17 protein-coding genes are annotated in these 15,454 nt (G+C 44.1%); 13 read left to right on the top strand and 4 right to left on the bottom strand.

Annotated features, from left to right (window positions below; genetic code table 11):
- From ACEW9J_RS14320 to ACEW9J_RS14305, 4 genes are all read right to left on the bottom strand, one after another.
- On the bottom strand, positions 1-144 hold a 144-nt coding region (locus ACEW9J_RS14320), incomplete at its 3' end, for a DnaJ domain-containing protein (RefSeq protein WP_373545791.1).
- A gap of 54 nt (positions 145-198) precedes the next feature.
- Entirely contained in the window at positions 199-1,335 is a 1,137-nt protein-coding gene (locus ACEW9J_RS14315) for a nitroreductase (RefSeq protein WP_373545789.1), read from the bottom strand.
- A 14-nt stretch (positions 1,336-1,349) separates the two neighbouring features.
- Complete coding sequence (locus tag ACEW9J_RS14310) at positions 1,350-2,300, bottom strand: SDR family oxidoreductase (protein WP_373545788.1); 951 nt, start codon at positions 2,298-2,300, stop codon at positions 1,350-1,352.
- 21 nt (positions 2,301-2,321) lie between these two features.
- Entirely contained in the window at positions 2,322-4,148 is a 1,827-nt protein-coding gene (locus ACEW9J_RS14305; protein WP_373545787.1) for an alpha-amylase family glycosyl hydrolase, read from the bottom strand.
- Positions 4,149-4,797: 649 nt separating this feature from the next.
- Here ACEW9J_RS14305 and ACEW9J_RS14300 point away from each other — a divergent pair.
- The 13 genes from ACEW9J_RS14300 to ACEW9J_RS14240 form a co-directional block, all read left to right on the top strand.
- Positions 4,798-5,121, top strand: coding sequence for a hypothetical protein (locus ACEW9J_RS14300; protein WP_373545786.1), 324 nt, complete (start codon positions 4,798-4,800; stop codon positions 5,119-5,121).
- Positions 5,122-5,209: 88 nt separating this feature from the next.
- Positions 5,210-6,712 carry an efflux RND transporter periplasmic adaptor subunit gene (locus ACEW9J_RS14295; RefSeq protein WP_373545785.1) on the top strand — a complete coding sequence of 501 codons (1,503 nt, stop codon included), beginning with the start codon at positions 5,210-5,212 and terminating at the stop codon, positions 6,710-6,712.
- 189 nt (positions 6,713-6,901) lie between these two features.
- Positions 6,902-8,113, top strand: a complete 1,212-nt coding sequence (locus ACEW9J_RS14290) for an ABC transporter permease (protein WP_373545790.1) — start codon at positions 6,902-6,904, stop codon at positions 8,111-8,113.
- Between the two features lie 226 nt (positions 8,114-8,339).
- The gene (locus tag ACEW9J_RS14285; RefSeq protein WP_373545784.1) at positions 8,340-9,020 is read left to right on the top strand and encodes an ABC transporter ATP-binding protein; all 681 of its coding nucleotides are present in this window, start codon (positions 8,340-8,342) and stop codon (positions 9,018-9,020) included.
- Positions 9,021-9,303: 283 nt separating this feature from the next.
- Positions 9,304-9,825, top strand: coding sequence for an RICIN domain-containing protein (locus ACEW9J_RS14280; protein ID WP_373545783.1), 522 nt, complete (start codon positions 9,304-9,306; stop codon positions 9,823-9,825).
- A gap of 178 nt (positions 9,826-10,003) precedes the next feature.
- Entirely contained in the window at positions 10,004-10,870 is an 867-nt protein-coding gene (locus ACEW9J_RS14275) for a hypothetical protein (RefSeq protein WP_373545782.1), read from the top strand.
- Between the two features lie 227 nt (positions 10,871-11,097).
- Complete coding sequence (locus tag ACEW9J_RS14270) at positions 11,098-11,604, top strand: DUF6544 family protein (protein ID WP_373545781.1); 507 nt, start codon at positions 11,098-11,100, stop codon at positions 11,602-11,604.
- 72 nt (positions 11,605-11,676) lie between these two features.
- Positions 11,677-12,279 carry a GerMN domain-containing protein gene (locus ACEW9J_RS14265; protein WP_373545780.1) on the top strand — a complete coding sequence of 201 codons (603 nt, stop codon included), beginning with the start codon at positions 11,677-11,679 and terminating at the stop codon, positions 12,277-12,279.
- Positions 12,280-12,313: 34 nt separating this feature from the next.
- Entirely contained in the window at positions 12,314-12,649 is a 336-nt protein-coding gene (locus tag ACEW9J_RS14260; protein WP_373545779.1) for a DUF4342 domain-containing protein, read from the top strand.
- Between the two features lie 362 nt (positions 12,650-13,011).
- A complete protein-coding gene (locus ACEW9J_RS14255; RefSeq protein WP_373545778.1) occupies positions 13,012-13,287 on the top strand; it encodes a DUF1816 domain-containing protein in 276 nt (91 codons plus the stop codon).
- Between the two features lie 699 nt (positions 13,288-13,986).
- On the top strand, positions 13,987-14,208 hold the full coding sequence (locus ACEW9J_RS14250) for a hypothetical protein (protein WP_373545777.1): 222 nt from the start codon (positions 13,987-13,989) through the stop codon (positions 14,206-14,208).
- The gene (locus tag ACEW9J_RS14245; RefSeq protein WP_373545776.1) at positions 14,198-14,815 is read left to right on the top strand and encodes a response regulator; all 618 of its coding nucleotides are present in this window, start codon (positions 14,198-14,200) and stop codon (positions 14,813-14,815) included. Before ACEW9J_RS14250 ends, ACEW9J_RS14245 begins: the two co-directional genes overlap by 11 nt.
- Positions 14,816-15,035: 220 nt before the next feature.
- Positions 15,036-15,454: cation-transporting P-type ATPase (locus ACEW9J_RS14240; protein ID WP_373545775.1), on the top strand; the 419-nt coding region annotated here is incomplete at its 3' end.

Here is a 15,454-nt window from a genome sequence, read left to right as displayed (position 1 = left end):
CTCGGCATCTTTATCGCCAGGATTGAGGTCGGGATGGCACTTGCGGGCAATCTTACGATAAGCCCGTTTGATTTCTTCAGGAGTTGCCGTTTTCGGCACTCCCAGGGTCGCGTAGTAGTCTTTAAAATCTGTTGCAGTTGGCATGAATTACCTCTGGCTTGCGGGTGATGTTAGTCGTCTTTATCTCAATGTCGCCCATCATGTCTGGATAAATCGATTCTCTTTCACAAAGGCTACGCCAATGAGCGTTCGGCGGAGTGAAACTGGCTGTGGATAATTCTTTAAATAACCCGTTCTTAGGATAAATTGAATATGTTCTTCGATACCAATTGAACGATTCAACTTGTCTCTGGTTGATGATTCTTCCAAAATCTGAGTCATTGGATGGATGGCGATATTCCGTTCCCGCACTTTCAGGAAAAGTCTTTCCATGCGTCTCCCAGTTTCGAGCAGTGCCGCTACCGAATGATCCTGACTTGTAATCAAAATCCAGCCTGCCGATGCCGATACTTCTTTCTGAATATTATCGATACCTCGTTCTCTAAAATCCTTGGTCATCACATTGTCTTTATCGTAAAAATTTCGCACCATCCAACCAGAAATTCCGGTTATTTCCATTCCTGCCGTTGTCAGTCCGTCACGATATTTATTGGCATCCTGACTGGAAAATCTAATCCAGTTGGCTAATTCTTGCTGTGCTGGATCGCGATAAGATTGCAGGCGATTGGCTACGATAGTTTGTTCGTTAATAAATTTACTTTCTTTGCTATTGTTAGGTAAGTAATGAATAAATTCCGGCTCTGAATCGACAAGATATGTAATGTCTTCTTGTTTGAGCAGGTCGCTGAGAAAATTAGATCGGACAGTCCGACGGCTGGTAATTTTTGTAATGTCAAAATTATTTGGAGATGCTTTTTTACTTAGCTTTACTTCCATCACCCGCTCGTCCTGATTAGTTGTAGCTAACAACTTCCAATCACAGGCGTAACCAAAGGAACCAGCAGCATATTCAAGATTTTGCAGAAAAGCACCGATCGATAGCATTGTTTCGCGCTGATTTGGATCGACAGCGGGGAGCCATTTACTTTTATCGTTACCGATAATCCAGTGATAAGGTTCGAGATATCGGACAAACCACGGCTGGGTATTGTGACCGCTCGGCGCAAGTGATGCGAGAAATAAAATCTCTCTTTGATCTGGTTTGAGAGTTTTATTATTATCTATCTGTTTTAGATCCGCTCTAACTAGATTAGTACAATCGCTCGATAAATAAGTTGTTATTCCAACTGCTCCGATCGTTCCACCGACAATACCAATAAATTTTATTCTATCCATAACAAATGCCTTGCTCAAGTATTAATCAAATTGCTGAGTGGATAGATTAAAGGATGAGAAACTAATGTTTGCCCGATCGCTGTTGGTGACGCTTGCAGCCAACATTGTCGATAATCTTCAACATATTGCTTCATCGAAATCGGAGCACGACCGAGTAATTGCTGCACATCTGATGTCACCATACTTGCTAATCCAAATCTAGCGGTGGTGTAAATACCGATCGTCACTAATACAAATTGGAATGAAAATCCTTGCTGTAACATTTGCCAAATAAATACTGGGATTGAGGGATTGGTATAGTGAATCGGTCTGTCTAAAACATTGGTAAAAACGGTTGCAACTTCGGAGTAAGTTAGAGCCGCTGTACCTGTGAGATCGTAAGCACGGTTAATTTGTGCTCCTTTAGATCGATCGGGTTCTTCAGTTAAAAATTTCACCGCAACCGCCGCAATATCTCGCACATCAATAAAACTTGTCCGCCCATTTCCAGCAGGCATAAATAGCCGATTGCGAATCCGAATATCCTCTCGATGGGTTGTATTCAGATTTTGCATGAAAAAGCTACAGCGTAAAAAGACTGCTAGAATATTTAACTTTTCGATTGCGCGTTCGATCGCATAATGTGGCACGATGTGATTGCGGTCGGCTCCAATAATTGACAGAAATATAATTTCCTCAACACCTGCTTGTTTGGCAGCATTTAAAGCAGGGGTAATTTGATGAATATCGGCGATCGCAGGTGGACGAACTAAAAAGAGTTTATCGATCCCTCTAAAAGCATCTGCGAAAGTATCAGGATTAGTAAAGTCGAATAAAACGCAGCGAACATTACTACCGAAACTCTTTGCAGCTCCAATTGGATCTCTAACTGCTACGGTAACAGGCAATTCCTGTGCTGAAAGTAATCGCACCACTTCTCGCCCGACATTGCCTGTCGCTCCTGTGACTAAAATATTTGTAACCATGATAAATTATCCCTTTTAGATCTATTGCTTTTTAAATATTAAAACCGACCATTTAGGTAGATTAATATAGAGCTTTCCGTCTACTTGGACTTGCAGATCGCGCCCATAGTTACCCGAATCATTCCAACCATCATACTGAGGTGATTGAGAGTTGAAAATTTCTGACCACCGCCCTATTTCTCCACCCATGTAAATTTCATAATCATGTTCTTGCCACTGACGATCGCTCAGATTTACAACTACCACAATAATATTGCCCTCATCATTCCAGCGTTTAAAAGCTAAGACTGTATTAGTCCGATCTTCATGAATAAATTGCAAAGTATCACTACGCAAAGCCGGATTTTGCCAGCGGATCCAATTGATATCCCCGACTAGATTTCGCATGGAAATCCCGATCGGATCTCCAGCAATTGCCCAATCAAATCGATGCTCTGAAGTTGCTGGATTTCCGTCTGGATTCGGCCACCAATAGCCCCAATGATGACATTCCGATCCCATAAACAGCATTGGCGTACCAGGCATCGCGACATTTAACGCCCAACCGAGTCGGGCTTTGGCGCGTGCATACCAATTATCCCGTCCGCCACATAACTCGACGAAATAGCGGTTTTCAGGTTGTCCGCCGCTTTTAGAATCGGCAACTCGATCGTGTGAGCCGAGCAAATAGCGGATAAAATTCCAAGGTCGGTCAAATCCCGTCCATCCGATAAATGACTTGAGTTCATCGAGTGCATTTTCGCCATTGACAGCACGAATAAAAGCGAACGGATCGGACATTCCCCACACTGCATTAAAGCCTAATTCACGGATGACTTGACCCCAGCGATCTTGCTGTTCGCTCGTCCATTCGGCAATTAAATATTTATCCCGCCAATCGGGATTTTCGCGAAGTCCGGCGATAATATGTTGAGTACATTCCCACGTCAGTGTATGCGCCATATCAAACCGTAAACCGTCGCCGCGATATTCATCCAATAGCATCCGCGCGTGGTCGAGTAAAAAGTTTTGGACTTCCGATTTCCAGTGCGCGAACGAGCGACCGTCTTCATCCCGTGCGGGTTCGTAGTGAAATGGGTCTTCAAAATAAATCCCACCACCATCGGTGGTATTCCCATCGTATTGCCAGTAATGATTGTGACTGGTCGAAGCATGATGATAGACAACATCAAAAATCACGGCTAGACCGTACCTGTGAGCAGCATCTACGAGCGATCGCAAGTCCGCTGGAGTCCCGTACCCGTTATGCGGTGCAAACAGGTTGGTGGCTCCATAACCTTCCCCATCGATGCCATCAACTTGCTCGGTGGGTAATAATTGCAATGCGTTAAAGCCGAGTTCGCGAATATATCCTAGCTTCGTCTCAAAGTCGGCAAATGTGGCATAAGTTGAGATATTTAGATGGTCGTTGAGTCCGGCAAATGACCCAACGTGCGCCTCATAAATAATCAAATCTTCAAATTTGGGCGTGGCAAATTCAGACCACTCCTGCTGCCAATCGACGACGATCCCTCTGGCATTATCTTCCGCACTTTCTACCTGTCGTGCGTAGGCATCTACCCGCATAAATATCCCACCTGGATTGGTAGCATCGCCGCCTTTATTGACAATCGAGAATTGATAGGGTTGTCCCGCCACCACACCCGCAACATCAATCGACCAATAGCTAGGATTACTTGGTTCTGGCGCGAGTACGACTTGAGACATCTGTTCGTCGTGCCAAATATCGACGGCAACTGCAATCGCGTTCGGTGCCCAAACTCGAAACGAACACCCATCGCCAAACAAATTTGCGCCCATCCCAGGATGAACGCTTTCGAGATGAACGGATACAGGATCGATTTCCATTAAAGGCACCCTCACAGTTTTGAATTTTGGCTGTACAGCAAGAGAATGGCACGATTTGTCACAGGCAATGTTGCACGAATGAATTGTTAGTCAATACTCCAGGGTAGAGGCTACTTGTGGTGAGCTTTGATGTTGGCATCGCCTCGCCGTTGGCGTAGTGTCGCTAACGTCAAAGCTGTTCCGATCTGTATAGTTTTCCCCTTAATCTTCTGAAGTCAAAATGAAGTAATTTTAACTACTCTTTAATTAAATCGAAATTACTACTTTATATTTTATATTTGAAATGTGAGGAAGTTGTGAGGGAATACTGGTTTTCCCTCTTAATAAATTTAGATCCAATAGCTAGAAGCTTTATTCAGAGCTTATTTTGTGAATTCATTGCATATTAAATAAAAATAATTTATTAATTATTTATATATAGAAAAGAACTATTATATTGCGAGTTATTAAGGCATTTTAGATCTATGTCTTTAGGATGAGACTTTCACTAGTTTAGTTGGTTAACTTTGAGTTGAGATAGTTTTATTGGTTGATGATTCAGATTGAAAACTTTAAGCAGTCTTAAAAATTTAAATATTTAGTAACTAATTTTATGAACAAGATAATGCTGCTCTTAGTGGTCTGTACGGGATTTGTCGCAAGCGTGCCAATGAGCGCAAATGCACTAGATTCACAAGTAGTTAGCCAAAACCCGCATGGAGAAACAAACCGATCGATAGCCCAGTATCCCCGCGACCAAAATTATGACCGCGACCAAAACTATGACCGCGACCAAAATTATCGCCGCAACCAATATCGCGATCGGCAGTTTTCAGTTTATTATCGCAACCGTAACGATCGCCAATGGACTTTTGAGGGGTACCACGACAATCGTCGCGATGCCCGACAGGCTGCCAACAGACTAGAGCGGCGTGGTTACAGAACCTACGTTCAAGTCAGTCGAAGAATCAATAGTGGCATGAATCGAGGGTAATATCCGAAATTGAAGGCGTTGGCTTCTGCACAGGCAGAAGCTACGCCAACGGTTGCACCAATGCCTGACCCCAAAATTTGAGGTAACAATGTCAAGTATTAGCTTGAATTTCAAGAAGGGCATCGATTCTCTGGCTGAGACGATACGCCATCCAAAAATTAACAAGTGGCCGATCGGATTGCTAGTGGCAATCCCGCTCGCTGGTGGTCTGAGTTATATTGCCTATAACCAATTGGTGACGGCACCTCAGCAACGGGCACAGCGCAAGATTCAGACAGCCGCAGTCACGCGGGGCAATCTGACAATTTTGGTATCCGCCAATGGTACTGTGCAACCTGAAAGTTCGGTCAATGTTAGCCCCAAAACCTCTGGTGTCTTAAAACGGCTACTCGTCAAAGAAGGTGATTTTGTCAAACCAGGGCAGATTGTCGCCTATATGGACAATTCAAACCTTCAAGGGCAATTGCTCCAGGCACGGGGCAACCTGGCTGCTGCTCAGGCAAATTTGAATAAGGTCATCGCGGGGAATCGATCGCAAGATATCGCCGGAGCTACAGCGCAGGTAGATGAAGCCAACGCTAGTTTGCAAAAGCTAATCGCGGGGAATCGATCGCAAGATATTGCCGGAGCTACAGCCAATCTAAATAAAGTCCAAGCCACCTACAGGCAAGCAGCCGAAGATCTGCGCCGTAACCAAAAATTACGAGCGCAGGGAGCGATCTCGCAGCAAGCATTGAGTCTGGCTCGATCGACTAGTGATAGTGCCCAAGCACAAGTAGAGCAAGACCAGCAAGCCCTAAATCTACTCAAAGCTGGATCGCGCCCTGAAGATATCGCCCAAGCCAGAAGCGTCCTCAACCAGCGACAACAGGCATTAAATCTCCTCAAAGCTGGCTCTCGCCCTGAAGACATCGCCGAAGCTCGCGCCCAAGTTATGGCAGCCCAGGGTGCAGTCGCGATCGCCCAACGGAATATCGACGACACCACGATTCGCGCCCCCTTTGCGGGGATTATCGCTCGTAAATATGCCGATCCTGGTGCATTTGTCACTCCTACCACGGCGGGTAGTGCGGTAACTTCGGCCACCTCATCTTCGATTCTGGCGTTAGCATCTACCAATGAAATCGTGGCGCAGGTAGCCGAAGCCAGTATTGCCCAGATTCGGGTTGGGCAGGTAGCGACGATTAAGGTGGATGCTTATTCCGGCAAAACCTTTGCGGGTAAGGTGACGCAAGTTGCTACCCAGTCATTGGTACAACAAAATGTGACCAGTTTTGAAGTGAAGGTAGCGGTAGCTGACTCCCAAAAACTGCTTAGTCAGGGGATGAATGTGACGATCGATTTCCAGGCTGGAGAATTGAATCAGGTGCTAATCGTCCCGACGGCTTCGATCGTCCAAGAGAAGACAGCTCAGGGTGTATATGTGGCGAAACCAGGCGGCGATCCGGTCTTTGTACCGATCGTGGTGGGGACGACTGTTAATGATAAGACTGAGGTTAAGTCTGGTTTAACTGGCAATGAGCGGGTTTTACTCAGTTTTCCTGCCGGAACTCGTAAGGTAACTTCGATTACAGGCGGGGGTGGGCGGTAGATAGCCGGAACCAGCACTCTCAGAAATCACTATTTGTGGATACTTGAATTTATGCGTAGATCTACCCACCCGAACGCTTCGCATCCTGCCCTGCGGGCACCCCTCCGAGGAGGGGATTTACCGGACAAATCTCTTCTGCGTCCATCTCGCCGTAGTAAGCGCAAGATATCGCTGCTGGAAATATTTCTGATGGCAGCGGAAACCTTGTGGAGTAACAAAGTTCGCAGTGGATTGACGATGTTGGGCGTAATTATTGGAATATCCTCAGTAATTGCGATTACCTCGATCGGTCAAGGCGTGCAAAAATCCACTGAGTTACAAATTCAGGCATTGGGTACCAATATCCTTCAGGTATCAGCAGCATCGGCGCGAACGGGTGGTATCAGTCAGGGGGCTGGTTCTGCTAGTACACTGACTTGGGAAGATGCTCAGGCAATCGCCAAACAAGTCCCTGCCGCTACCGCAGTTGCCGCATTTCTACAACGCCAGAATATTCAGGTGGTGCGGGGCAATATTAACATTGCCACAACGGCAATAGGCGCAGATTTGAACCTGCCAGTTGTCAGAAATCTTCACACGCAACTAGGGGCATTTTTCCGCCAGGAGGATTTAGATACCGCCAAACCAGTCGTTGTCCTTGGTTCCAAAGTTCGGAATGACTTGTTCGCGCCATCCGAAAATCCGCTCGGTGCCGATATTCGGATTCGGGGCAACCGCTATACTGTTATCGGCATCATGGAGTCAAAGGGATCGATCGGCGGGCAAGATGCGGATGACATTATTTATATACCACTGACTAATATGTCTGCCGAAATTGTTGGTAACAATTCCCTTACAGGTACGGCTATTAATGGTTTCTTGCTGCAATCTAGCAATGCCGACCAGCTCGAAGCCGCACAATTTCAGGTGACGAATGTGCTCCGATTGCGCCATAATATTCGTCCACCTAAAGAGGATGATTTTCGCGTTACCAATCAAGTGGATCTGATTAAAGCTTTCACGGATATTACGAGTTCGTTGACGCTGATGGTTGGGGCGATCGCCGGAATTTCGCTGGTGGTTGGTGGGATTGGCATCGCCAATATCATGCTGGTATCTGTGATGGAACGAACGCGCGAAATCGGTCTGCGAAAAGCCGTCGGTGCAACGAGCGGCGCAATCCTCAATCAATTTTTGATGGAATCGATCGTGATTTCGAGTATCGGTGGATCGATCGGGATTGGATTGGGTATAGCTATTGCTTTCGCTACCGCGACAATCTTCAAATTTCCGTTTGTGGTGTCGCTATTGTCAGTGGTGGTCGGTTTCGTCCTTTCGCTGATTGTTGGTGTGTTAGCGGGCGGCATTCCTGCCCGTAATGCGGCAAAATTAGACCCGATCCTGGCACTACATGGGGATTAAGTAAAGTGAGTTTGGGTTAGGGGATATCCACTTCATGGCTACTGGCTTCGCTTAGGAAACGCCCTCAAATGAATTTGGGGCTAAGAGCAAAAGTTCGTTTTAACGAACTAAGTGATTTGGTAGTTCTCTTCAGAGAACTTGAGCTATTAGCCCGAATTTATAGTTCAGGGCGGTGCCAAAACGGAGCAAATCAATTTTCATTATCTCGAACTCACATTTGATAACTATGGCAAGTATGATTTCGCTCGAAGACATTACTAAAACCTATCACTTAGAATCAATCGATGTGCCAGTACTCAAGGGCATTAATTTGTCGATCGAGGAAGGCGAATATGTCGCGATTATGGGTGCTTCAGGTTCGGGGAAATCGACCCTAATGAACATTATCGGTTGTCTCGATCGACCTAGCAGCGGAAAGTATTTTTTAGCAGGGACAGATCTCACCACCCTCGATGATGATGAACTCGCCGATATCCGCAATCAGTATATTGGATTTGTATTTCAACAGTTCAATCTCTTGCCAAAGCTTACCTCCCTCTCGAATGTGATGCTACCGATGATTTATGCCGATGTCGATAAGTCTCAACGAATCGAACAAGCTACAGAAGCATTAGTCCAAGTTGGTTTGAGCGATCGCGTCCAGAACCGTCCCAATCAACTTTCCGGCGGACAACAACAGCGCGTCGCGATCGCTCGTGCTTTAGTCAATCATCCTGCCTTAGTCCTGGCTGATGAACCGACTGGCGCGTTGGATTCCACCACTTCTGAGGAGATTATGAATCTGCTGACTGAGTTAAATCAACAAGGTACGACGATCGCGATCGTTACTCATGATGCTAATGTTGCGGCTAGAACAAAGCGGATAATTCGGATGGTGGACGGGGTAATTATCGAGCAGGAGAAATAGTTGTGAAATCTCGAAAATTCATAAGTTAAAATTGGTAATTTGATACCTTGTATTTATGGTGTGTTTAGTAGCATGAGTAATGTCAAAGCTTCACTTAATCTAATCGATCGAGTGAATCTGAATATATCGACGATTTAGCTAAGTTTTCACATTTAAACTCTCTCTATATATTGACTCGTTGGCGTAGCCTACCGGAGGTAATCCACATCTAAAATCTCATTATCTTGATAGAGGCTACTCTTCGGTCGTTACTGATACAATATAGCTAATAATAAATATTTTTATGCAACTCAAAAAATTTGTAATTGTTTTACCTACAATATTGATTAGTCTACTAGCTCAAGAAGTCAATGCTCAGGTAAATCAAAATCGTTTGCGAAATACGTTGACAGGTTCAGGCTATTGTTTAGATATTATCAATGATGGCGATAATAACAAACTGACGATGGCTAGATGTGGTAACGTTTCTGGACAACGTTGGAGCCTGACAGCTAGTGAGACGAATCCTCAAGCTTATCGGTTGCAGACTCCGCTTACAGGCACTGACAGTTGTTTAGAGACAATCGATGATGGTAAAAATAATCGGTTAAAAATGGCTCAATGTAATGACAATCCAGGACAACTCTGGAGCATTACACCGAGCAAAGCAAATCCTGATTACTCTGGCTATTCTAGTTTGCGAAATGAGCTGGCAGGCGATGATAAGTGCTTAAATATTATCAACAATGGTAGAAATAACAGGCTGACGATGACTACATGCAGTAATGTCGCTGGACAAAGCTGGCAGATTACCAAAACTCCTTAATTAGAACGTTGATGTAGTGTCTATGCTGGAGAATCATCAAAGGCAGATTCAAAGCAAGTGAAGATAGTTTTATTACTGCACTATTAAACTTTTCACTAGATTTCCTCACAGGTTCCTCATGTTCTTTCGATATCATGAGAACTAATCGATTCTCTCATTATTTACGAGAATAAAATCTATGAAGTGGCAGCAATTAATTCTGACTTTTATATTCACTATTTGCTTAATATTTGCTGGAAATGCTCTGGCACAGACTGATATTAATATTAACAACACCAACCTGGTTCGCTTTGGTGGCGGTGTGAGTGTTTCAGAGAACCAAACTGTCGAAAATGCCAGTGCTTTTGGGGGGAATGTGACGGTATTACCAAATGCGAGAGTTTTGGATACAGCAATCGCTTTTGGCGGCGATGTCATCCTCAAAGCAGGGGCGCGGGTAGATGGTGATGCTTACTCATTTGGTGGCAAAATCATTCAGGAACCAGGGGCGATTATTGGTGGTGAGAAGGCGACATTTAGCGACAGACACGGGATGATGTATGGCTCCTATGGTAGACAAAGCTTCTTCGCTCACTATTTCTTCAGTGCCATATTCAGGATTTGTGCTGCTGTCGTAGCCGCTATTCTCGGACTGATTATTTTGCAAACCAGTCCGCCGTTTTTGCCAGATTTAGCGAGAAAGTTACGTCAAGATCCTGGCTTGACAGCACTATGGGGGATTGGGGCGATTTTTGCCATTATCTTTGGCACTGTGTTTTTGGCAATTACCCTAATTGGGATTCCCTTGATTCCACTACTGAGTCTAAGTGCGGTTGTCACTTCTTTAGTCGGTTCGCTCGGTGTAGCGTTGTTTGTCGGGCAACGTCTTAATAAAAATGACAACCAGCCAGCATCACAGCAGTTCTTAATTGGTTTGGCAATCTTGACAGTTCTGGCATTAATTCCGTTTTTGGGAGGCTTAGTAGTTTTCTTGATTAATCTGTTCGGCTTGGGTGTCATTCTGCTCTGGAAATTTGGTAAAGACCGACCTCAAATGGCGGCTTAGATACGCTAGATCCCCGACTTCTTGAAGAAGTCGGGGATCTGTCCCCACCAACATTATCCGATTCTCCAAAGGAGCAACTGAGCCGACGAAAACGTCGTCTAAGGGATGAAAGAAACTTTGGTTGGGTGTGTTGGGTTTCGCCGATCTCAACCCAACCTACAGATCCTTGCTTAGAGCCAATTTCATCTAAGTTCCTTAGAAGAGGCTATGCCAACGAGAAAACTACCATGATTACTCATAAAACTAAAGAAGTTTCACTCGATGAACTATGGGAATCAACCCCCATCAGCGATTGCGCTTCACGCACGCTAGGCGATCGAATATTCAACCTCGAATCCCTGACAAATCTACATGAAATTACGCGGTCTGCTATTGGTCGCCTCGAAGCAGAGTCGATGTGGTTGCCGTCTGTGTTATGTGGCGATGAGGTTTCATGGACGAGCACAGAGTCATCGGAGTTAGACTCCAGCTTACATTCCAGTTTTGTCGTGCAGGGCGAGAGAGCCGAACTAGATTTCACCATAGATCGATCGGGTCGTCTCAAAACCTTCAAGTTACCACGATGGGGCAATCCAGACGGTGCTGAGTCCCATTATGTGGACTTCGGTGGAATTTTAGAGGAAGAGGGCACATTTTGCGGCTACACCATTCCAACCAGTCTACGGGTTGGATGGTACTTTGGCACCGATCGGTATGAGTCAGAGGGCGAATTTTTCCGCTGCACGTTGGCGTAGCCTCGGCTTTGCCGAATCGATGATGCAATCTATCGGTAGTGGAAGATTCAAGCACTAATTAGGGAAAATAGAGTGAAAAGACTATTGAGGAATAAACCTGCTGTTAAACTATCTCTATTATTCACAACAGTAGTTGCTTTGAGTATTTGGGTGAGAAGTAATCCGATTTTTCTTCAGCATAAAAAATCATCAGTTCCCGTTACAACTTCTACGACTATTCCCAATAATTCAGCCCAACAAATTCAACCGCAAGTCTATTGGTTAAAATCGAATCAAAACAAACTAACTCTAGTTGCCAAATCATTACCAGCCAACAAATCTGGTTCCACACCACAGCAAGTATTAACGATTGCCGTCCAAAAGTTACTATCAGCCAAACCCAGCGATGATTTGAGCAGTACCATTCCTAAAGGTACCAAACTTCTGAGTTTGCAAGTTCGCACTGATGGGGTGCATGTTGACTTATCGCCAGAATTTGGAGCTGGTGGTGGTAGTACCTCGATGATTTATCGAGTCGCACAGGTAATTTATACAGCTACCAGCATCGAGCCTAATGCTAAAGTTTTTATCTCTATCGGCGGACAATCGATCGACAGGAACCATCCTTTAGGCGGCGAAGGATTAATCTTGCAGCAACCGACTACCCGCGATCGGTTTGCTGCTGATTTTCTCTAATTTGCAAACATACCCAACAACAGGAATTAATAACATGAACGTACAAAATGACAACTTTCAAGAAAACGTCGAAACAATCCAGTCTGAATTAGTAACTGGACATGAAGAAAAAACAGAAAAGATTGGAGTAGAAGAATTCAGTATTAAGGGTGATGCTCTTGGTGCCAAAATTAAGGAACTGATTCATCAAGGTAATATTCGGCGGATTATTCTCAAGAATGAAGAGGGTCATATATTAATTGAAATCCCCTTAACTGTTGGCGTGGTGGGCGGTGCCATCAGTGCGGCTTTCTTCCCGATTCTGGCTGCTGTGGGATCGATCGGGGCGATGGTTGCTCATCTAACGATCGTGGTAGAAAAACGAGAATAACCTGACTATTGAACGATTCTCCGGGGAAGAGGCTACTTGTGCTGTTGGCGTTGGCGTAGCCTGCGGCACGAGTCCGCCAACGATTTATCATAACTTCAGCTAAGGTTTGGTGAAGATTAATTTTATTTATCTCTGGCAGCAAAACATTCGACCGATCGAAGGACATTCCGATCGAGCAGATAAGCTCGTCACTATTAGGATCTTCCTAGCGATTATCGTTCCGATATGCTCCGCCGACAAACTCTAAACCTACCCCTATTGACCGATATGTTTTTCAGCAGCGATCTATATATTTAGAGTATGAAAAATTTATAAGGATCTGCGTGGTAAAGGAAAGATAATTTTCTCTATTACAATTGATAATGAATCCGATTTTAAGCAGTAAAATACTGGTGAAGACTGACGAAATCTGGACTAACACTCTAGATTTTTTGGGAAAGGCTTGGTGGGTAGAAGTTTTGACAACTCAGCCCCGATGTACTTACTACTTTGGCCCCTTTCGTGGTGTAGAGTTAGCGAATCGAGCAGTGTCTGGCTATGTCGAAGATCTCGAAAGCGAATCCGCCCAAGGAATTAAAATTCAGGTAAAACGCTTTCGTCCAGATCGAATAACGATCGAACACGATCTGGAGGACTAAAGACCAATGTCAGAGCAGAGTGACTCCTTTTTATACCCAAACAATCGCTAACACGGTAAGTTTCAACCTATTTATCTAACCTTAACCTTAGACCATCTATTTACCGATAGAATAATCGAAACAACACTTTTGAAGCTAGAATGCCTATTAAGCAATCATTCTAGGATCGAGAATGCGATTGGGTCATTTCCCCTCACAACTTCCTCAAGTTTATATACTTCAATAAGTAGAGCAGATAGAGAATTAATATGACAAAAAGGAAAATAGACATTAACCCATCCAGCGCAGGTATAGAGAAACAACATCAAAAAGAAAAGGAGTATCGACTTTTAATAGAACTTTATTTATCGAAATCCCGCAATCGAGACCCTAAATGGAATTCTATAGAGATACGGAGAAGCACTCGGTGGGACTGGCAAAGGTTAGAAATGTTGGAAATGCAGAAACGCTAAGATGATATTCGGCTGATAACTTCCTCAAGTTCATATAATTTAACGAACGAGGTAGAAATCAGTCTGAAAACTTATCACTGGACAGACAAAAATATTCTAAAGAGAGAGCTAAATGCAATGACATAAATAGATCTAAAATTTATGTCAAGAACCGCTCTAGCTTTTTAAGTTTCGTATCAGATAAAAATCGTTGACGTAGCCTACCGTAGGTAGTCGACCTGCTAGGTCTAGAGCGTTAGAATTAAATATGGCAGTTACTAATCCAGACCTTCAAGATTTTAATCCCATCAGTTTAAAATCTCAATCGGTTCCTGTCTTGACGGAGATTCAACCTCATGGCATATTGCTAGTTTTGCAAGAGCCAGAATTAAAGGTCTTACAAGTTAGCAATAATACGCTCGGTATATTTGAAGTCGCACCAAGTCGCGTCATCGGACGGCCATTAGAGCAGTTTTTGGATGTTTTTTAGGTCGAGCAATTCCGAGCAGGATTGGCAGACCAGAATTTCGCTTTCCCTTATCAAAGATCGACGCTTGTGGGGAATTATTATAGGCATTATCAAAGTTCACGATGGCGATATTCATGTAGATAGTGAATTCGGGCGCGGTACTTGCTTCACCATCTATCTACCTGCGGTAACTAATAGTGAGGAAAAACAGTTAGTAGCGCAATCAGAATTATTCGATGGTAATGGGCAATTAGTTTTAGTAGTAGATGATGAGTTTTCAATCCGCGAGATGATTAAAGATTCATTAGAAACTTATAATTACCGAGTGATGTTAGCTAGTGATGGTGTCGAGGCGATCTCCATGTACGAGCGAGATTGGGAAAACATTGCCGTGGTCTTGTTGGATATGATGATGCCAAATCTCCACACGCCTTATATCATTCAAGCTTTGCAGCGGATTAATTCCGCCGTCAAAGTTATTGCGATGAGTGGTACATCGGCAAATGAATCGTTCACGAAGTGTGGGATTTGCCCAATCGTCGAGCGGTATGCACTCGGAGCATTTTTGACTAAACCATTTATGACCACAGAAATGCTGCATACACTAGCAAATCTGGAACTCAATTAGTTTAATACCTCAGAGCACGATAGCGATTGTAGTGAAAAAGGCACAATCTTGTTAATGAACAAGGCTTAAATAAGTAGGGTCATTTATGAATTTTTACATGAAATAGCGAACCTAATTCACGATCGCCATCGCAACTATTTAGAGATGGGTTTATACTGCGAATATTTTAAATTTAATTATGATCTCATCTGGATCGACTCGCCCTCAACTAACAAGCAACTTGCCTGTAGTTACCGATCTAAACCCTGCTTGGCATACACTGACGATCGATCGAACCTTATCACAACTCGAAACAGATGACAAAACAGGTTTAACCGATCGACAAATAGCCCAACTACAACAAGAATTCGGCGCAAATGAATTGGTTGCAGCGGCTAGTCGTCAATGGTGGCAGATTCTCCTCGACCAATTTACCAATATTATGTTGGTAATGTTGATCTTTGTGGCGTTAATATCGGGAATTTTCGATTTTATCGAAATCCAGGCAGGAAAAACGATTGGATTGCCGTATAAAGATACGATCGCCATTCTCTCAATTGTCATCCTTAATGGAATTTTGGGTTACTTCCAAGAAAGTCGTGCCGAACAAGCATTAGCCGCACTCAAACGGATGGCTGCACCCAAGGTGAGGGTATTGCG

The sequence above is a fragment of the Chamaesiphon sp. genome (genome assembly GCF_041737865.1).
Classification (GTDB): domain Bacteria; phylum Cyanobacteriota; class Cyanobacteriia; order Cyanobacteriales; family Chamaesiphonaceae; genus Chamaesiphon.
This window is presented reverse-complemented; position numbering and strand designations above follow the sequence as displayed.